15 protein-coding genes are annotated in these 20222 nt (G+C 52.2%); 9 read left to right on the top strand and 6 right to left on the bottom strand.

What is annotated here, in order from left to right:
* Positions 1 to 117: 117 nt before the first annotated feature.
* The 4 genes from ACLO87_RS14110 (at position 118) to ACLO87_RS14095 (ending at position 4666) form a co-directional block, all read left to right on the top strand.
* Positions 118 to 2358: a TonB-dependent receptor gene (locus tag ACLO87_RS14110; protein ID WP_430224046.1), complete on the top strand. Its 2241-nt coding sequence runs from the start codon at positions 118 to 120 to the stop codon at positions 2356 to 2358.
* Between the two features lie 63 nt (positions 2359 to 2421).
* The gene (locus ACLO87_RS14105) at positions 2422 to 3102 is read left to right on the top strand and encodes a Fe2+-dependent dioxygenase (protein ID WP_430224045.1); all 681 of its coding nucleotides are present in this window, start codon (positions 2422 to 2424) and stop codon (positions 3100 to 3102) included.
* Positions 3099 to 4208 (top strand): alpha-hydroxy acid oxidase, encoded by a 1110-nt coding sequence (locus ACLO87_RS14100; protein ID WP_430224044.1) that lies wholly within the window; start codon positions 3099 to 3101, stop codon positions 4206 to 4208. Before ACLO87_RS14105 ends, ACLO87_RS14100 begins: the two co-directional genes overlap by 4 nt.
* Positions 4205 to 4666: a Fur family transcriptional regulator gene (locus ACLO87_RS14095; protein ID WP_430224043.1), complete on the top strand. Its 462-nt coding sequence runs from the start codon at positions 4205 to 4207 to the stop codon at positions 4664 to 4666. The genes ACLO87_RS14100 and ACLO87_RS14095 overlap by 4 nt, the downstream gene beginning before the upstream one ends.
* 65 nt (positions 4667 to 4731) lie before the next feature.
* On the opposite strand, the gene ACLO87_RS14090 is transcribed toward ACLO87_RS14095, so the two are convergent.
* From ACLO87_RS14090 to ACLO87_RS14065, 6 genes are all read right to left on the bottom strand, one after another.
* Positions 4732 to 6291, bottom strand: coding sequence for a hypothetical protein (locus ACLO87_RS14090; protein WP_430224042.1), 1560 nt, complete (start codon positions 6289 to 6291; stop codon positions 4732 to 4734).
* A 110-nt stretch (positions 6292 to 6401) separates the two neighbouring features.
* Positions 6402 to 7412 carry an ABC transporter ATP-binding protein gene (locus ACLO87_RS14085; RefSeq protein ID WP_430224041.1) on the bottom strand — a complete coding sequence of 337 codons (1011 nt, stop codon included), beginning with the start codon at positions 7410 to 7412 and terminating at the stop codon, positions 6402 to 6404.
* Positions 7409 to 8392 (bottom strand): ABC transporter ATP-binding protein, encoded by a 984-nt coding sequence (locus ACLO87_RS14080; RefSeq protein WP_430224040.1) that lies wholly within the window; start codon positions 8390 to 8392, stop codon positions 7409 to 7411. Before ACLO87_RS14080 ends, ACLO87_RS14085 begins: the two co-directional genes overlap by 4 nt.
* Positions 8392 to 9303 (bottom strand): ABC transporter permease, encoded by a 912-nt coding sequence (locus tag ACLO87_RS14075; protein ID WP_168246915.1) that lies wholly within the window; start codon positions 9301 to 9303, stop codon positions 8392 to 8394. The genes ACLO87_RS14080 and ACLO87_RS14075 overlap by 1 nt, the downstream gene beginning before the upstream one ends.
* A gap of 2 nt (positions 9304 to 9305) precedes the next feature.
* On the bottom strand, positions 9306 to 10292 hold the full coding sequence (locus ACLO87_RS14070; RefSeq protein WP_430224038.1) for an ABC transporter permease: 987 nt from the start codon (positions 10290 to 10292) through the stop codon (positions 9306 to 9308).
* 69 nt (positions 10293 to 10361) lie between these two features.
* Positions 10362 to 11936 (bottom strand): ABC transporter substrate-binding protein, encoded by a 1575-nt coding sequence (locus ACLO87_RS14065; protein ID WP_430224037.1) that lies wholly within the window; start codon positions 11934 to 11936, stop codon positions 10362 to 10364.
* A 124-nt stretch (positions 11937 to 12060) separates the two neighbouring features.
* Here ACLO87_RS14065 and dinB point away from each other — a divergent pair, with 124 nt between their 5' ends.
* The 5 genes from dinB (at position 12061) to ACLO87_RS14040 (ending at position 20082) form a co-directional block, all read left to right on the top strand.
* Complete coding sequence (gene dinB, locus ACLO87_RS14060; protein WP_430224036.1) at positions 12061 to 13239, top strand: DNA polymerase IV; 1179 nt, start codon at positions 12061 to 12063, stop codon at positions 13237 to 13239.
* A 222-nt stretch (positions 13240 to 13461) separates the two neighbouring features.
* Positions 13462 to 14655 (top strand): acetylornithine transaminase, encoded by a 1194-nt coding sequence (locus ACLO87_RS14055; protein ID WP_430224035.1) that lies wholly within the window; start codon positions 13462 to 13464, stop codon positions 14653 to 14655.
* 331 nt (positions 14656 to 14986) lie between these two features.
* Positions 14987 to 15877 carry a sulfate reduction electron transfer complex DsrMKJOP subunit DsrO gene (gene dsrO / locus ACLO87_RS14050; protein WP_430224034.1) on the top strand — a complete coding sequence of 297 codons (891 nt, stop codon included), beginning with the start codon at positions 14987 to 14989 and terminating at the stop codon, positions 15875 to 15877.
* Between the two features lie 15 nt (positions 15878 to 15892).
* Positions 15893 to 16981 carry an NrfD/PsrC family molybdoenzyme membrane anchor subunit gene (nrfD, locus tag ACLO87_RS14045; RefSeq protein ID WP_135863330.1) on the top strand — a complete coding sequence of 363 codons (1089 nt, stop codon included), beginning with the start codon at positions 15893 to 15895 and terminating at the stop codon, positions 16979 to 16981.
* 17 nt (positions 16982 to 16998) lie between these two features.
* A complete protein-coding gene (locus ACLO87_RS14040) occupies positions 16999 to 20082 on the top strand; it encodes a molybdopterin dinucleotide binding domain-containing protein (RefSeq protein WP_430224033.1) in 3084 nt (1027 codons plus the stop codon).
* Positions 20083 to 20222 lie beyond the last annotated feature (140 nt).

Genomic DNA, 20222 nt, shown 5'->3' with positions numbered 1-20222 from the left:
TTCCACTCTTTATTCTGAAATAAGAACAAGTCTCATTTGTTTTGACTGGCGGGCTTTTACTAGGGGCAACACCTCGGCTGTAAAGCTTGGCCCTTTTTTATTTCAGGAGAGAGGTACGTGTTAAGCAATTACGCGTCAGCGCAGCAGGACAAGGCGTTGGAGGGGACAACCGTTTTGTCCATGGACAGTTTCAAGCCGGCATTTGGTACGGTAGTGTTGGCAGGCGCAATGGTCGCCATGTCGCCAGTACAAGCAGAAGAAAATAATGCTACTGCAGCCGAAGCCACTGTTCTTAAAGAAATTCGAGTGATGGGTGAAGTACCTAACGATACTTACCAAACGCCTAGCTCACTTTCTAGCCCTAAATTTACCGCCCCCTTATTGGATACCCCTCGCACGGTGAACATCATCACCGAGCAGCAAATGAAAGACCGTGGTGCCACCTCGTTGCAAGACGTGCTGCGTACTACACCTGGGGTGACATTGGGTTCGGGTGAAGGTGGTACCCCAGTGGGTGACCGTCCATTCATTCGCGGCTACGAAGCCAGTACCGACATTTTCATTGATGGTTTGCGTGACTACGCTCGTGGCTCACATGAAACCTTTAACTTGGAAGCGGTAGAGATCATCAAAGGGCCTAGCTCTGCCTACACAGGCCGTGGCGGTACCGGTGGTAGCATCAACTTGACCACTAAAGCCCCGCGCTTAGAGCCATTTGTAGAATTGAGTGCAGGCTTTGGTAATTCCAGCCAGTGGCGCACCACGGCAGATGCCAACATGCCTATTGGTGATGCCGTTGCCATCCGTTTGAACGTGATGAAAATGGGCGGTGATGTGCCTGGCCGTGATGGCCCAGAGATTGACCGTTGGGGTGTGGCGCCTTCTATCGCGTTTGGTTTGGGTACACCTACCCGCCTGACGCTGTCGTATTCTGAGTTGAAAAACAAAGATACGCCAGACTTGGGTATTCCGTTTGCGAACAAAGCCAATGATCGCGATACTCCACCGAATGTGGACAGAGAGAACTTTTATGGTCGTATGAACGCGGACTTCCGCGAGAACACCATGAAAACCACGACGATGTTGTTTGAGCATGATTTCTCGGATCAGACTCACTTCCGCAATATCACTCGTCACTCTGAGGCGCTGAATAATTATTTGATGACGCGTCCAAGCTTCGATAATTGCACGGCCACTTCTGGCCCACCATGCTCTACCGAAGGCCCTGATGCGCAGTTCAAACGCGATAACCGTGCTCGCTGGCGTTATAACACTGCCGTGCAGAACCAAACCGACTTGTACGGTACCTTCAACACAGGTTTCATGAAGCACTCGTATAGTGCTGGTGTGGAGTTCACCTACGAGAAAGTCTATAGCCGTGCGGTGACGGGCTTGCCAGCTACTGATACCGGTTCATTGTGGAATCCTAATCCTAATAAACCGTATAACTTCACGCTGAATTACGGCGATAAAACCCAAGACGGTTACATCAAAACACGCTCCATCTACTTCATGGACACGATTGCACTTAGCGAACAGTTCTTGCTGAACTTGGGCTTGCGTCGTGAAAGCTTCACTGTGGATAACATGAAGATGAAGCGTAAAGATGACTTCTGGAACTATCAGTTGGGTGCTGTGTATAAACCCGCTGAAAACGGCAGTATCTACGTGTCGTATGCAACGTCCTCCAACCCTGCTGGTGAGAACTTAGGCCAAGGTGGTGGTGCGGATGGCGTGGGTGGTTCAGCTACCGTGCGCGATATGAAACCCGAGAAAAGCTACAGCTGGGAAATCGGTACTAAGTGGGATGTGTTCGATGAACGCTTGTCACTGACTGGTGCGTACTTTGAAACCCACAAAACCGATGCGCGTTCTACTGATCCATTAACCGGTGATGTCACGCTAAACGGTAGCAACCGTGTACGTGGTATTGAACTGGGTGCATCCGGTGCAATTACTCCACGTTGGAATGTGTGGGCGGGTTACACCTACTTAGCACCTAAGATCAAAAAATACCGCAGTGGTAACAGCGTGTATGACGGCAACCAAACCAAGTTTATTGCTCGTAACAGCGCCAGCTTGTGGACAACTTACAAGATCTTGCCTGAGCTGACCTTGGGTGGCGGTGTGACCTACTTGGGCAAACGCTATGTAGACGATGCCAACACATTGGAACTGCCTAGCTACCTGCGTTACGACGCTATGTTGCAGTACGACGTAAGTAAGAGTTTGTCCTTGCAGTTCAACGCCAATAACCTGTCTAACAATGCGCTGTATGATGCATCGCACGTAGGGGTGTTTGCAAACGTCGCTCCCGGACGTTCTTATATGTTCAGTGCCACCTATCGCTGGGAGTAAGCCATAGGACAGCAACAGAGCCTGTTCGCGACGGCTCTGTTGCTGGCACATTAGGAGAAACAGATGATTCTGGTGATTCCCGAAGTTTTCAGTGCAGAAGAGTGCCACGCCATACGTGAACGGCTGGCGCAGGCATCTTGGCAAGATGGCCGTGCAACCGCAGGCTATATCGCGGTACAGCAAAAAAGTAATGAGCAATTAAATGTGCAAGACCCCGTGGCAATAGAACTTGCCCAAGCGGTGTTGCAACGCTTGTCCTCGTTGCCTAAATTTGTGTCCTTTGCCCTGCCCCTGAAAATACTGCCGCCTATGTTTAACAGTTACCAAGGCGGGGGCGCTTACGGGTTTCATATTGATAACGCCATACGCGTGCACCCACAAACGGGCGAGCGTATACGTACAGACATTTCCACCACCGTATTCTTTAGTGACCCAGATAGCTACGAAGGTGGTGAGCTAGAAATTCAAGACAACTACGGCACACAGCGCGTCAAACTACCCGCTGGCCATGCTGTGGTGTACCCCGGCACCAGCTTGCATAGAGTCTGTCCGGTCACGCAGGGCGAGCGCCTTGCGGCCTTTTTCTGGACACAAAGCATGGTGCGCGAAGACAGCGCACGTCAGTCCTTATACGAATTGGATAACGTGGTGCAGCAGTTGGCGAGCCGTGGTGATTCGGTGGATGAAGTCACACGCTTATCTGGCGTGTATCACAACCTTATACGCCAATGGGGAGAGACATGAGCCAAGCCGAGGCATCCCTACAAGGGCTAAGCTGTTTGGCCGATTACGCACAACGTGCCAGCGAGCTACTGCCGGCGGCGACGTGGGCGTATGTGAACGCGGGGGCGGCGGATGGCATCACCCAACGCCGTAATGCGGCAGCCTTTGAGCAGCGAATGCTATGGCCGCGTGTATTGCGCCGTATTACCGAGGGCAACACTGAACTGGAGTTATTCGGTAAACGTTATGCACACCCTATTTTCATCGCGCCCACGGCTTTTCATGCTTTAGCGCATGCTGATGCTGAACGCGCGACCGCTATTGCCGCGGCAGCCTTGCAAGCTGTGTACGTGGTCAGCACTCAAGCTAGTGTAAGTTTAGAAGATGTAGCCGCTGCTGCACCCAGCCCACGTTGGTTTCAGTTGTATTGGCAGGCCGATAAAGACGTCAATTTGGCCTTATTGCGTCGTGCTGAGGCGGCCGGTTACGAAGCCATTGTGATGACGGTAGATGCGCCCATACAAGGCAACCGTAATGCCGAACAACGATCTGGCTTTAGTCTGCCTGCGAGCATCAAGCCTGTGAACTTGCTGCCCTATGCAGACAAGTTGCAAACACCCGGCGTATTAGAAGCTGGGCAGTCTTTATTTCAGCATCCCCTTGTCACTCAAATGGCGAATTGGGATGACGTGGCATGGTTAGTTAAACAGACCACCCTACCCGTACTGGTAAAAGGCATCTTGCATCCGGCTGATGCACAGCTAGCCGTGCAAGCGGGGGCGGCGGGTGTGATTGTGTCTAACCACGGTGGGCGGGTACTAGACAGCGTGCCCGCCACCTTAGAGGTATTGCCGCTAGTGGTAGCCGCCGTTGGTCCCCACGTACCGGTGTTGGTAGATGGCGGCATACAGCGTGGCACAGACGTACTAAAAGCCTTGGCCTTAGGTGCCAAAGCGGTATTGATTGGGCGGCCTGTATTGCACGGGTTGGCGGTCGCAGGCGCTACAGGCGTCGCACACATATTGCACCTACTACGCACCGAACTAGAAAGCAGCATGGTGCTAAGCGGAGTAGGTTCCTTGGAAGACATAGATTCTTCCTTACTTTGGCAAGGGAGTAACACATGACGAACGTATTAATGACACACAGTGTGGGCGCTGGTTTGTTGCGCCAAGCAGGTATACGCATGACACTGGCGCGGTTGGCGGTACTGAATGTGCTGCACGAGCAGAAAGAAGCCATGACCGTAGAAGAAATCTTCAACCAACTACAGCACCACAACACACCGCTTAGTTTAGGGACGGTGTACGGCACCTTGAAGCACTTGCACGATGCCGGCGTGATCTACGCACATATGGAGCAAGGCAGGAAGTTGCTGTATTCCATGCAGGATGAACAGCCAGTGGGGAGTATGGGTTGCGTCACCTGCGGCAAAAAACAATCCATGGACGACAAACGGATATTACGTGCGGTGGAGCAAGCGTGTGCAGATCAGGGTGTGAAGCTGGAGATGTATAGGCTGAACGTGTCGGTGGTGTGCGAGGAGTGTGCGGAGCAGCCTAAGGTTAGGGTTGTGGGGGGGTGATGGAAAGCTGGTCGAGGTATAGCAAATAGAAGGGTACAGGGTTTTGTAGCCAGAGTGTTTAGCTATCACCGTTTGTTATAGCCTGCGGCTTCTGCTAACCAGTCAGTTCCTTCATTACAAATACGTTTCATTGTTTCTTCTAGCTTTGCGGGATCAGGGTTATCGAACGCGCTAGACATCATTGGGTATATTTGGGCTGAACACAAGATACACAACCTACTCAACTCGGCAGCAACACGTAGATGTTCGTATGAGGCGTCGAGTGTAGGTGAGCCTGCACCATGCAATAAGCTTGAACGTGCTTGATATATGGTTGTGGCATGCTCCTGGGCACGATTGTCAGAATTACAGTCGAAAGCATCTAATACGCTACTAACGCGGAGAGCAAAATTTTTTGTATGCCCTTGGTTATAAGCACCAAAGAATAGTCGTTCGATTACAGTTATATATTTGATAATGCTCGCTGGTGGATTTGAGTCCATGACAGCATCGCCATACCAATGGACCGCATCGAGTAGTCGCTGGCTTAGGGGGGAAATCTCTTTGGGATCAACGATGGAATTTAAAGCAGAACCTAAAATAGCAAGTTCCCAATTAGCTCGGTGGAGTGCCTTATCCCAATTGATCACACCAACTGGAGCATCGCTTTCACTGCTAAGGCTAGATGAGATTATTCCATTGGAGTCGGCGTGTAGATGAGCTTTCTTTAGAGTATTACTCTGTGACCATGCTGATCTAAGCTTGCGGGTTGCATCTGCTCCTAAAAGTACACGGATGACGTTGAGAGCCATGTTCACAGATTCTAGAGCGTGTGCTTTAGAGGTCTCGCTATCACAATCTATCACTTTCACGCTTGCAACCCACGGATAGTCCCTATAAATCCTGATGGAGCGCGCTTGAAGATTGCGGACTAACCTTCGGGACTCTTTTTTATTGAGCATTCGATCTCGTGGGAACCCTTGCGCAACCTTTGCATTAATAAACTCTATGTGGGCTGCTGTATTCATTTCAGCACTTCGTCGGAATTCTGCTTTTTTATTTTTGAAAAACTGACGTCGTCTGGTGAATGTAACAGGACCGATACTAAACTCAGAGAGGGGACCATCGGGAAACAGGACACATGGTACGTAGTGTTCAGTTACAACAAGTGATAGTCTTAATTTACGTAATGAGTCCTGAAGAAGCTGTCCTGCACTGACCTCATTAAGAGCGCAGGAGGTTTGCGAGAACAGACTTACAAAGGAGTCGATGACGGCCTTTAATGCCTGGTTATGGCGGATTCGTCGGCGCAACCTAGGATCTAAGTTAAGACATAACTCTGTAAGTGCTCCAAGTTTTGTCCAGCCAATTCTGCCGCAGTAGAGATGTCCTCCATTTGGGTGGGGGATTTCACAAAAAGTGTCTCTGGGGTGTGCTTGTAGATATGCCTTCAATTCTTCGAATGGCATGTTCGTAAATCTACGAATTTGTCGCAGAATAGACTTAATATCGCGTAGGGCACGATTGGCTATTTTCAGAGGAATATGAACAGCCTCCGGCAATGTACTTTCTGACACGATACAACTGCCTACATCTGTTGATGCCTGAAGTACATCAGACCCCTCTTTTTTTTGTGTGTTGTTCATATCGCATCAAGGCTAGAAGGCAAAACTAATGGATCTAAAGTAATCAATATGTATGGAACAGAAGAGAGCTATCTACCTATCCTCTTTATCAAAAGTATACTGTTCTTGTATCAGTCTTTTCTGCCCTCACTCCGCCCCTCATCCACCGCATGACAAGCCACCTGCGTCCCTCCCTCATAACTCACCAACGCCGGTGCCTCACGCTTACAGCGCTCATTTGCCAGCGGGCAGCGAGGGTGGAAGGTACAGCCTGAGGGTGGGTTTAGCGGGTTAGGTACTTCACCAGCCACCGGCGTACGCGCTTTGCCACTGCCACTCATATCTGGAATCGCCCCCAACAACATACGTGTGTACGGGTGCTGTGGGTTGTTAAACAGCGCATCACGTTCGGCAATTTCGACGATACGCCCTAAGTACATCACACCTACGCGATCAGCGACATGGTGCACGACGGCCAAGTTGTGCGAGATGAATAGGTAGCTTAGACCCAGCTCGCGCTGTAGGTCTTTCATCAGGTTCAACACCTGCGCTTGTACAGATACGTCCAAGGCGGATGTAGGCTCGTCACAGACGATGAAGTCTGGTTTCAATGCCAAGGCGCGTGCGATAGAGATACGCTGGCGCTGTCCACCTGAAAACTGGTGTGGATAACGGTGTTGGTCGGCGGCGCTTAGGCCTACTTGTTCCAACAACTCCCCTACGCGCTTTTGTTGTTCGGTTTTGCTGAGCTGGGTATGTGTTTTGAGCGGCTCAGCAATGATACGACCTACGCGCCAGCGCGGGTTGAGGCTGGCGTAGGGGTCTTGGAAGATCATTTGCAGGCGTTTGCGCAGCGCGTGTTGTTGCGCGGCGTTCATGCTGCTGAGTTCTGCCCCTTCAAAGCTAATTGAGCCACGTGTAAGCGGATATAAGCCTGCCAATAGCCGTGCGACGGTGGATTTTCCACAGCCGGACTCACCCACCAATGCCAAGGTTTCTCCACGGTTTAGGGTGAAGGAGACGCCGTCTACGGCGCGCAGCATGACTTTGGGTTTGCGGTAGAGGGTACGTTCCAACCACGATGGGGAGACGTCAAACCAACGTGCGGCATCACGCACTTCTAATAGTGGCGCAGTACTCATGCTACTGGCTCCTCAACTGGGGCGTGATGCAGCCAACAGGCGACTTGGCCTTGTTCGTGCTGCTGTAATTCTGGGCGTTTCTGGGTACAGACTGGCATGGCCGCGCTACAGCGCGGGTGGAAGGCACAGCCGGTAGGGATGGCGTTTAAGCGCGGCATGCTACCGGGGATTTGTTCTAGTCTTTCTGTTCCGCTGTCTAGCGTAGGGATGGAGCGCATCAACCCACGGGTATAGGGGTGTGATGGCTCGCGAATGATGTCACGCACCGGGCCTATTTCTATGATGCGGCCAGCGTACATTACTGCCACGCGGTCGGCGGTTTCAGCGATGACACCCATGTCGTGGGTGATGAGCATGACCGCTGTGCCTTTGGACTTACACAGCTCTTTAAGCAGGTCGATGATTTGCGCCTGAATGGAGACGTCCAAGGCGGTGGTGGGCTCATCGGCCACGATCAGTTCTGGGTCGGCCGCCAAGGCCAGCGCAATCACTACCCGTTGACGCATGCCGCCAGAGAACTGGTGGGGGTAGTGGTTAATACGTTCACGTGCAGCCGGAATGCCGGTGGATTCTAACAAGCTGATGGCGCGCTCTTGGGCGTCATGCTTAGACAGCGGTAGGTGGGTTTGTATGGTTTCTACCAGCTGTCTGCCCACGGTGTACAAGGGGTTTAGCGAGGTGAGCGGGTCTTGGAAGATAGCGCCGATGCGACGGCCACGTATGTTGCGCAACTGCTTTTCTGGCAGGTTATCGATGCGCTCGTCGTGCAGGTAGATAGCACCACTACTTACGCGCCCTGGGGGTTCTAGCAAGCCTATGATGGCCGCACCGGTTAGGGATTTGCCAGCACCAGATTCGCCTACTACGCCCAGAATTTCGCCTTTGCTGATGTGAAACGAGACGTCATCCAAGGCTTTGAGTACGCCGCGGCGGGTAGGAAACTCTACCGCCAGCTTATCCACAGTTAATAAAGCGCTCATTAGTTCAGCCTCGGGTTCAGTGCGTCGCGCAGCCAGTCACCCAATAGGTTGACGGACAGCACCAGCAGTACCAGCATCACGCCGGGGAAAATGGTGATCCACCATTCGCCAGAAAACAGGAAGTCGTTACCCACTCGTATTAAGGTGCCCAATGAGGGCGATGTGGGCGGAACCCCTACCCCTAAGAATGACAGGGTGGCTTCGGTAATAATGGCGGTGGCTAAGTGCACCGTGGCTAACACCAGTACCGGGCCCATGACGTTAGGCAGTACGTGGCTAAACATGATGCGGCTGCGGGATACGCCAATGACTTTTGCGGCCTGCACGTATTCGCGGTTTTTTTCTACCATGGTGGAGCCACGCACGGTACGGGCATATTGTGGCCAACCCGCCAAGGCAATCGCGCCTACTAAGACCGGGAAGGCTATGCTTTCTAGCATGTCGGCAGGCACGGCGGCGCGTGCTACGCCGTCAATCAGCAGTGCAATCAGAATTGCGGGGAAGGACAATTGAATGTCCGCGATACGCATAATCAGCGCATCCACACGGCCACCGGCGTAACCGGCAATAAGACCCAAGATAATGCCTACCACCATCGCTAAGGCGACCGAAGCAAAGCCAATCAGCAGCGAGATGCGTGTGCCGTACAGCAGTGCGGAAAACAGGTCGCGCCCTTGGCTGTCTGTACCCAGTAAGTAGGTGCTTTGGCCATCTGCTTCCCACACAGGGGGCAGCAAGGAATCAAGCAGGTCTATGCTGGCGAGGTCAAAGGGGTCGTGCGGGGCTACCCAGCCTGCACCCAGTGAGCCCACTAAGAGCAAAAACAAGATGATGCTGGCCACAATGGCGACGGGGGAATGGCGCCATGACCACGCCAGATCGCTATCCCAAAAACGTTTTAAGCTATCCATGATTAGTGTCCCCCTGCTTTACCAAGGCTGGTGCGTAATCTGGGGTCTACGGCGAAATACAGTAAGTCCACCACCAAGTTGATGATCACAAAGACCAAGGCAATTAAACACAGGTAGGCGGCCATGACGGGTACGTCGGCAAACTGTACAGCTTGGATGAACAACAAGCCCATGCCAGGCCATTGGAAAACGGTTTCTGTGACGATGGCAAAAGCGATGATGCCACCCAGCTGTAAGCCGGTAATGGTGATCACAGGCACTAAGGTGTTTTTCAGTGCATGCCCAAAGTGTATGGCGCGTTGGCTGAGGCCACGGGCGCGGGCAAATTTAATGTAGTCACTGCGCAGTACTTCCAGCATTTCTGAACGCACCAAGCGCAGTATCAAGGTGAGCTGGAACAAACAGAGTGTGATGGCGGGCAGGATCAGGTGTTTGATGCCATCCCACGTGAATATCCCGCTGCTCCACCAACCAAAATACACCACGTCGCCCCGCCCATAACTGGGCAACCAGCCTAGCTGTACCGAGAACACCAGTATCAGCAAAATACCAATCAAAAAGGTGGGCAGTGAGATGCCTAGCAGCGAAAAGGCCAGAATACTTTGAGCAATGAAACCGTTACGGCGTAGCGCGGCATAAATGCCCAGTGGTAAGCCGATGACCAATGCCAGTACGGCAGCGACTACAGAGAGTTCTACCGTGGCGGGAAGCCGGTCTTTAAGTAGTTCGGCAACGCTTTGCCCTTGGCGCAAGGACAATCCAAATTCACCGTGTACAGCGTTGGACACAAAATGCCCAAACTGCACTAAGGCAGATTGATCCAGCCCTAGGCTGTGGCGTAAAGCAATGCGGTCGGCTTCGGTGGCGTCTTGGCCCAGCATAGCTGTGACGGGATCACCGATATAGCGGAATAAAACAAAGGCCAGCAAGCTGACCACTAACATGACCAACCCTGCCTGTATGAGGCGGCGGATGATGAATACCAGCATAATAAGCGGGTTGCGCCCGACCCTTGGTAAGAGTCAGGCGCAGTTCCTGTGATAATGGTCAGAGACCAATTATTGGATGGTGACCCATTGCGGTGTCAGACGGTTGTCGGCACGGTGGATCACGTCCACGTTTTTGCCCATGGCCCAAGGAATCACTTGGTCATGCAGAGGAATGTGACCGAATTCTTGAGCGTGAATTTTCAGCACTTCTTGAATTTGCGCCGTACGCTTGGCGTCGTCAGTTTCAACCTTGATGTTGTCGATCAGTGCATCCACTTCAGCGTTTTTGTAGCCGCCAAAGTTAAAGGAGCCGTCTGCGCCCTCGCCTTTGCTGTGAATCAGACTTTGCAGTGTGTACAGCGCGTCAAAGGTAGGTACGCCCCAGCCGAACATGTAGGCGCTGGTGTCGGCGTTTTGCACTTTGGGCATGTAGGTGGCGCGCGGCATGGTATTCAAGGAGGCTTTCACGCCCGCTTTGGCCCACATACCAACAATGGCTTGGCAGATAGCTTCATCATTGATGTAACGGTTGTTCGGGCAATCCAACGTAAAGTTGAGCTCGTTTGGCCCATAACCTGCCTCAGTCAGCAAGGTTTTTGCGCGTTCTAGGTCGTAAGGTACGCGTTCAGCCAATGCAGCATCGTAACCGTGCACTTGTGGTGCAATCATGGTGCCAGTGGGCAGTGATGAGCCACGCATGACAGCACGTTTAATCGCGTCCATATCAATGGCGACGTACAGGGCCTCACGTACACGTGCATCGGCAAATGGGTTTTTGCCTTTAATAGAACTGTATTTGAGTTCTGGGCTGCTTTGATCCAAACCTAGGTAAATGGTGCGGTATTCGTTACCTTCTACAATCTTGGCTTGTTGACGCAAGCGCTGCAAATCTTGTGCGGGTGGGTCCAGTACAAAATCCACTTCGCCGGACAGCAATGCTGCGGTACGCGTAGCGTTTTGTTTGATAGGCGTGAAGACCACACGGGTGACGTTACCCGGTTTGGTGTCTTTGCCCCACCAGTTTTCGTTTTCTACGTAGGTAGTACGAATATCCACTTCACGGCTTTCCAGCTTGTAGGGGCCGGTACCGTTAGTGTTACGCGCCGAGAAGGTTTCTTGGTTGGCGTTAAAGTCTTGCGGCTGCTGCGCATTGTTTTTCTCAGACCACGCTTTGTTCATGATGAACAGGTTGGTTAACTGACGCAGCAAAATGGGGTTAGGGCCGTCGGTGATGATGTCTATGGTGTAGTCATCTACCTTTTTCACTTCTTTAATGCCGTTTACATAGGCTTTGTAGTTAGAAGTGGGGGCCATGGCGCGTTCTAGCGAGAACTTCGCATCATCGGCAGTAAAGGGGGCACCATCGTGGAAGGTCACGCCTTCACGTAATTTTAGACGCCATGTTTCAGCGTCTGGCTGTTCCCAGCTTACTGCTAGGCCGGGGACCAAGTTAAAATCTTTATCGTAGTCCACCAAAGGCTCATACACATAGCTGCTGGCAGCAATGGTCATGCCTTCGTTTTGAGCGTGTGGATCTAAAGTAAGAATGTCGCCTTGGCTTGCCCAGCGCAAGGTTTTAGCATTCAACGCAACGGGGGCCAACATCAGTGCGGCCAGTGCGGAAATCAGTATTTTTTGACGCATTTTTGGTGTGTCTCCTGACAGTTTGCTGACAGATGGAATGCGGCAATAGTGCCTTAGCCTATATATCAACGTCAACGTTTATTATGGCTTAACCAAATAACCAGTTATTTGATGTACCGTAAAAATGAGTAGCCTAAAACGCATAGCCCACCTGGATATGGATGCATTTTATGCGTCCGTGGAATTGTTGCGCTATCCGGATTTGCGTGGAGAAGCGGTAGTGATCGGCGGGCGTAGTGCCGATGCTCCTACCACTCTACCATCGGGTGAACGACGTTATGCTCGACTAGGGGATTACACCGGTAGAGGGGTGGTGACTACGTCCACCTACGAAGCGCGTGCGTTTGGGGTGTTTTCGGCGATGGGACTAATGAAGGCAGCAGAGCTTGCTCCACAAGCCTATTTGCTGCCCTCGGATTTTGATGCGTACCGACGTTATTCAGCGCTGTTTAAAGCTGCTGTAGCAACGATATCAGACCGTATAGAGAACCGAGGCATAGATGAGATCTATATAGATCTGAGCCATTTACCTGAAGACAGCGCTACGTTGGCGCAGCGTCTTAAAGATACGGTGTGGGAAGCCACCGGCCTTACCTGTTCGATCGGCATTACACCGAATAAGCTGCTGTCTAAAATTGCCTCAGAATTAAACAAGCCTAACGGCTACACCATTTTGAGTATGGACGATGTGCCGGATCGCATCTGGCCCTTGGCCGTTAACAAGATTAACGGGGTGGGGCCCAAAGCACATATCAAGCTACAAGAGTTAGATATACATACTATTGGTGAGTTGGCGGCAACGCCCCCTGCTCTGTTACAGCAGCACTTTGGCTTAAGTTATGCACAGTGGTTAAGTCGTGTGGCACAAGGTAAGGATGATCGCGAACTAGACCTTAGCCCCGAACCCAAGTCTATTAGCCGAGAAACCACCTTTGAGCGCAACTTGCATGTGCGCCAAGATAAGCAGACCTTATCGGCGGTGTTTAAACGGCTGTGCCAACAGCTAGAAGCCGACTTGCGGCGCAAAAAAGTGCGAGCGCAAACCATAGGCATCAAAGTACGTTTTCATGACTTTAGTACTGTCACACGTGATCGCAGCGTAGAGATGCCGGTGGTGGAGGCTGTGGATATTCACGCGGTGGCTGGCCAGTGTTTACGACGGGTGCCGTTTGATAAACCGGCGTTGCGTTTGTTTGGGGTTAAAGCCAGTAATTTGGTCCCCGAAGACGAAGCAAGGCGCTGGGATGAAGCGCCGCAACAATTGTCGTTGTTAGGCTGGGAAGACGAGCAAACTTCGTTTTAATGGCCGTGGTGTGGCGCATGCGTAGCGTCTGCGTAGCACATAGGCGGCAAACACGCAGTTTCTCTTGCATTTCTGCGCTGTAGCGGTAAATTATGCATACTTGCATGGTGCTTTTACTGTGCGCGCTAATGCCTTTGTTTACGTGAAACTAAACAAGGGCTTTTGTCCATTGTGGGTGCACGATTTCACCCACTACGTTTTTACCTTATAGGGTTTGCCGTTATGCAATTTGATCGGTCCGGTGCCAAGGCGCTTATGGATATTACAGCTCGCCCGGAGCTGGTTTTTGTTCGAGGTCAGGGTTCCTGGCTGGAAGACCATAATGGCAAACGATACCTGGATATGATTCAGGGTTGGGCAGTGAACGCGTTGGGTCACAGCCCTAAAGTGATCGTTGATGCGATGCACGAGCAAGCGCAAAAATTGATGAACCCATCTCCTGCGTTTTACAACGAGCCTTCTATGGCGTTGGCAAAGCGTTTGACTGGTGCGTCGTGCTTTGATCGCGTGTTCTTTGCGAACAGTGGTGGCGAAGCCAACGAAGGTGCTATCAAATTGGCCCGTAAATGGGGCAAAGTGAACCGTAACGGTTCCTACAAAATCATCACTTTTGACCATGGTTTCCACGGCCGTACTATTGCGACTATGTCTGCATCCGGTAAAGAGGGTTGGGACACCATGTTCGCGCCTCAGGTGGAAGGTTTCCCTAAAGCTGTCCTGAACGATATTGACTCGGTTAAAGCACTGATAGACGACAAAACCGTCGCCGTGATGCTGGAGCCAGTACAAGGTGAAGGCGGCGTGATTGCAGCTACCAAAGAGTTCATGCAGCAACTGCGCGCACTGACCCGCGAAAACAATATGCTGTTGATCGTGGATGAAGTGCAAACCGGTATGGGCCGTACAGGCAAAATGTTTGCCTACCAGCACTCCGAGATTGAGCCTGACATCATGACCTTGGCTAAAGGCATTGGTGGCGGTATTCCTCTGGCAGCATTGTGTGCAACCGAGTCCGCATCGTGTTTTGCGCATGGCGAACAAGGCGGTACCTACGGTGGTAATCCGGTGATGGCTGCAGCTGGTTTGGCAGTATTTGATACCTTGGCGGCCCCCGGTTTTATGGAATCCGTACAAGCGCGTAGTAAGCAGCTGTCCGATGGCTTGAATGCGATAAGCGACAAATGGGGCATGAATGGCGAGCGCGGTATGGGCTTGCTGCGTGCACTGAAAATGGATCGTCCTGACGGTGCTGCTATCGTATTGGCTGCGCGTAACCGTGAGCCTCAAGGCATGTTGCTGAACGCTCCACGTCCAGAATTGCTGCGTTTTATGCCTGCATTGAACGTGACTGCAGACGAGTTGGCGTTGGCCTTGTCCGAACTGGATGCGATCATCACGGAAGTTCGTAGTCGCTAAGCACTAGGCCCGTTTAGGGCCTATTCCTTACTTTATGTAGGGATAAATGAACGCTATATAGTCAACTACATATTGAGCAGTATCAAGCTTTGCTCATTCTCATGTGTAGGCAGGCATTGCACCCAAAAACCCTTAAGACGTGATGGCTTATAGGCTTCAACGAATTAAGGGTTTTCTATATAGGTACTTTAATCTATTGGTGTAGATTTTAGTAGCTATAGTTGGCATAGGGGCCAACTCTTATTCTGACCATAACGCACAGAACCGCGCTGATTTTTACAATAAATCAAAACGTTGCGGCGAGTGTCAGCAATGATGTCAGGAGAGTTCTATGAGCCCTAGTCCAGAAGCCAACACCGGTGCCGCACCGCGCCAGAGCATAATCCGTTTTTTCTCGCGCAAAGCACGGGCAGAATCACTGCAACCGGCTACGCCAGCTACCAGTGTGTCCACTTCAGGCTGCCAAGGGGCCGCACGCTCCTGTGCGAGTCAGACACAACAGCCAGATGCGGGCCGCCGCGCATTCTTACGTGGTATTCCTGTGGTGACTGCCGCTGCGGTAGCCCTACCCACACCAGCCATGGCAGATGACCAAAGCAAACATCGCTGGGCCATGTTGGTAGACGTACGTAAGTGCATTGGCTGTCAGGCCTGTACGGTGTCTTGTATTCAGGAAAACGCCGTCCCGGAAGGCAGCTTCCGTACGGTGGTGTCCACCTACAGCGTGGCGCTAGAGGGCGAAGATCAGCCAGCCGGTACCTATGTGCTGCCTAGACTATGTAACCACTGTGATAACCCACCCTGTGTGCCGGTGTGTCCAGTAGGCGCTACTTTCAAACAAGAAGATGGTTTGGTGCTGGTAGACAGCGACCGCTGTGTGGGCTGTGCGTACTGTGTACAAGCCTGTCCTTACGATGCACGTTTCATTAACCACAACACGGGTAAAGCCGATAAATGCACCTTCTGTGCGCACCGACTCGAAGCCGGTTTGTTACCCGCCTGTGTGGAAACCTGTGTAGGTGGTGCTCGTATTTTTGGTGATCTGAATGATCCCGATGGTGAACTGAACCAGTTGCTGCAAGCGTCCAAAGATGAGCTGAAAGTGCTGAAACCTGAGGCGGGCACAGACCCACATGTGTTTTACATAGGGCTGGATGAGAAATTCCAGGGCAAGGTGGTAGGTGAAGCTGCCTTGTGGAAACCTCGCCATACGTCCATCTAAGTTCTGGAGCCAGCTATGTATACCCAAATTGTAGAAACCATCAACGTTTCCCGTGAAGTGGCTTGGTTGCCCTGGGCGGTGCAGTACTTCTTCTTAATTGGTTTGTCGTACTGCGGATTTTTGCTGTCGCTGCCAGGCATTATGTTTAAGCGTCCCTCGTGGGGCGGTATTTCTAACTTGGCGCTCGCTGTTGCGGTGATTTGCGGCATTAGTGCGCCAGTGGCATTGTTGGCCGACTTACACCAGCCCGGCCGTTTCCTGAATTTCTACCTGCACTTCAATCCTAAATCATGGATGGCGTGGGGGGCAGTATTTATTCCTGTGTATGTGGGTGGTTTGTTGCTGTATGGCTGGTTGGCATGGCGTCCGTTGTTGGCGAAAACCGGCGCGCAACCTACTCGTTACGCCCCTATCGCTAGATGGTTGTCTTTAGGTGGTCATGAAAGCCGTACCGCGTTAGGTATTGCAGCAGTGGTGACAACTATTGGTGCCTTCTTGGTAGCGCTGTATACCGGTGCTGAGGTGATGGTGGTAGCGTCCCGCCCATTGTGGAACACACCGTTGTTACCCGTGCAGTTCGTGGTGACAGCCATGGCTGGAGCCTTGGGTATGGTGCTGATTTTTAACCGCATGATGTCCAGACCATCCACCTTGATTGTGCAGAAAGCATCGCGTTGGTTAGCGCTAAGTCAGCTGTGTGCCTTGTTGGTAGGTGCGTTGTGGTTGGTGATTGCACTGAGCGGTTGGTCGCCTGTACACAGCGCCGCTTTAGCCGAGGTTGCACCAGCAGAAAACTGGCGCTTGGCCGCTGCATGGGCGGTATTGGCAACGGTGATTACCTTCTTGCTGGCATGGAAACGCCCCGGCTCTGGTTTGTTGATTGGCTTGTTGGCCCTGCACTCTACGTGGATGATGCGTTGGAGTATTTTCATCGGTGGCCAAGAAGTGCCTAAAACCGGCGCAGGCTACTACAGCTACCAGTTGCCCTTAGGGCCAGAAGGATTGCTAGGCATTGTGGGTACAGCAGGTTTGTGGGTGTTCTTGTTCATCGCCCTCACCTCTTTACTGCCCTTGAATCAGTTGGGTAACACCCGTCAGGCCTGAATTGTTGGAGTACGAATATGAAAATAGAACGACGTGAACTCATTGCAGCGGGTGGCTTGGTCGCTTTTGTAGCCGGTTTTTCCCAGACTCTGGGACGTATGGCCGATAGCGTATTGGGTAAACCCACTGGTGAAAAACGACTGCACGGCCACTCTGCTGAGCCAGAATACATTGTTGACCAGAAAACAGGTGAAGTGCGCCTGAACCCCAACCAGCAAGTGAGCTACACCGGCTGTTTGGGCTGTACCACCTTGTGTGGGGTGCGTGTGCGTGTGGATAAACGCACTGGTGATGTGATTCGTGTCACCGGTAACCCGTACAACCCCCTGTCTACCGAACCTCACCTGCCTATGGATGTGAGTTTTAAAGACAGCTTGGTAGGCTTGTCACGCTTCAAAGACAAAGGTTTGGCAGGGCGCTCTACCGCCTGTGGTCGCGGTAATGCGGCGCTGGATCAGATTAACTCCCCTTTCCGTGTGTTGACCCCCATGAAACGTGTGGGGCCTCGTAATAGTGGTCAGTGGGAAGCCATTTCTTTCGAGCAACTGGTGCAAGAGGTGGTAGAAGGCGGCGATTTATTTGGTGAAGGCCATGTGGATGGCTTGCGTGCGCTGCGCGATCTGGAAACTCCTATTGATCCTAACAACCCTGCATTGGGCGCTAAAGTTAACCAAGTTGGCCACATCGTGAGTGTGAACGATGGTCGTGACTTCTTGGCACGCCGCTTCTGGCAGAACGCCTACGGTACCTTGAACTACGTGGGCCACGGCTCCTACTGTGGCGGCTCATGGCGTTCAGGTTCGGGCGCGCTGTTTGGTGACCACCGTGGTATGCCACACGCGAAGCCTGACTTAGCTCATGCCGAGTTTGTGATCTTTATTGGTACAGCTCCCGGTAACGCGGGTAACCCCTTCAAACGTACTGGCGGTATGTTGGCGCAAGGTCGTGCAGCAGGCCGCTTAGAGTACGTGGTGGTAGACCCTGTATTGAACAACTCTGATAACCGTGCGGCTGGCGATCAAGGCCGTTGGGTGCCTATTCGTCCAGGTACGGACGGTGCGTTGGTGTTGGGCATGATGCGCTGGTTGATGGAAAACGATAGGGTCAACAAAGCGTACTTGGCTAACCCTAGCATTGAGGTGGCAAAAGCCAATGGTGAGCCATCATTCACTACTTCTAGCTGGTTGGTGATTACCGAGCCTAACCATCCCCGTTACGGTCGCTACTTGCGCGGCTCTAACATCGGTATGGATATCGGCGAAGCCGAAGCGTTTAGTGATGCTGACCCCTACTTGGTGATGAACGCCGCTGGTGAGTTAGTACCGGTTAAAAACATGCAAGAGTCTGCACAGTTGGAAGTGCAAACGACGGTAGAGTCGGCTGGGAAACCGCTGCAAGTGAGTACAGCGTATGAGTTGCTGAAATCCGAAGTGTTTGCGCAAGACCTAGACACCTATGCGAACGACTGCGGAATTGATGCTGATGTCATTGCTGGTTTGGCAGATGAGTTTTCCAGCCATGGCCGTAAAGCCTGTGCTACCGCACACGGTGGCATGATGTCTGGTGCAGGTTTCTACAACGCTTTCTCGGTGACCACCTTGAATGCGTTAATTGGTAACTTGAACTGGAAAGGCGGTTACGTCATGAACGGCGGTGGCTACCGCGATATGTCGCCCGGCCCGCGTTATGACTTAGTGAATTTTGAAGGAAAAATCCAGCCTAAAGGTATTCCTCTGGGCCGTAATATTCCTTACGAGCGTACCGCTGAATTTAAGCAGAAAAAAGAACAAGGTCAGGCTTACCCGGCGCAAGACGGCTGGTTCCCTAGCGCCCCCGGTTTGGCGACTGAGTGGTTCGCCAGTACCTTCCACGGCTATCCTTACAGCTTGAAAGCCATGATTATGTGGATGGCTAACCCGCTGTACGGTGTACCTGGTTTGCGCGAACGTTTTGGTGAGGATTTAGCTGACCCCAAAAAACTGCCGTTGATTGTCTCCATTGATGGTCTGATCAACGAAAGTAACGCTTTTGCTGACTACATCGTGCCAGACTCCATGATGTACGAAAGCTGGGGTTGGACTTCGGCGTGGAACGGTGTACCTACCAAGATGATGACAGCACGTTGGCCGGTGATAGAGCCTAAACAGGCCAAAACAGCCGATGGTCAGCCTATCTGTATGGAAAGCTTTGTGATGGCTTTGGCTAAAGCCATGGACTTGCCAGGCTTTGGTCCTGAGGGCTTGCGCGATAAAGATGGTAACGCCGTACCACTTGAGCGTGCGGAAGACTGGTTCTTGCGTGGCGCGGCTAACATTGCGTACTTGGGTGGCAAGCCTGTGGGTGATGCAACCGACGACGATATCGCCATGTCGGGCGTAGACCGTTTGATGCCTGCCATGAAAGCCTCATTGAAAGACGATGAAATCCGCAAAGTGGCCTTGCTGTACAGCCGTGGTGGCCGCTACGAGCCGCCTAGTGCAGCACAAGACGCGGATAACGATGATTGGCAGCGTCACCGCTTTAGCGACCCGCTGTGGGTGTGGAGCGAGCATGTAGGGGGCGCACGTAACGCCATTACTGGTAAGCACTTCTCGGGTTGTGCAACGTGGAAAGCACCGGCGTTCTTGGATGACACTCCTATGCGTACGGTGTACAGCGAAAGCGAATGGCCGTTACTGCTGGTGAGCTATAAATCAGCACTGCAGAACTCCTACAGTATCGCGACGCGTATCACCGGTTTGCACCCACATAATCCCGTAGTAGTACACCCTGATGATGCTGCGAAACTGGGTCTGCAAACCGGCGATAGCGCACGTTTGGAAACTCCCGGTGGCGTGATGCCTTGCACCGTCTTGGTACATGCAGGTGTGATGCGCGGTGTAGTAGGTGTAGAGCACGGTTACGGCCACCGCGAGTTGGGGGCACGTAGTCACACCATTGGCGGTGCGGCGCAGCCAGATCGTTCTGATTTGGCGGCTGGGGTGAACATTAACGATTTAGGTATTGTGGATCCTACCCGTGCTAGCCGTTCGCCTTGGGTGGATTCAGTTTCGGGAGCCGCTGTACGTAACGGTTTACCCGGCAGACTACTCAATGCTTAACGTTTAGCAACATGAAACGGGGTTGCAAAGCAGCCCTGTTTTGTGCGACAGTAAATTACACATGGCATCCCGATACAGGTTTACACACTAGGTTACTTGTAACGCCTGCTCAGGCTTGTCATGATGGTTACTCACGGATA

It is taken from the genome of Paenalcaligenes sp. Me52 (assembly GCF_050487965.1).
In the GTDB taxonomy this organism is placed as follows: Bacteria; Pseudomonadota; Gammaproteobacteria; order Burkholderiales; family Burkholderiaceae_B; genus Paenalcaligenes.
Note: the sequence above shows the minus strand (reverse complement) of the source record. Positions and strands in the feature narration are given on the sequence as shown.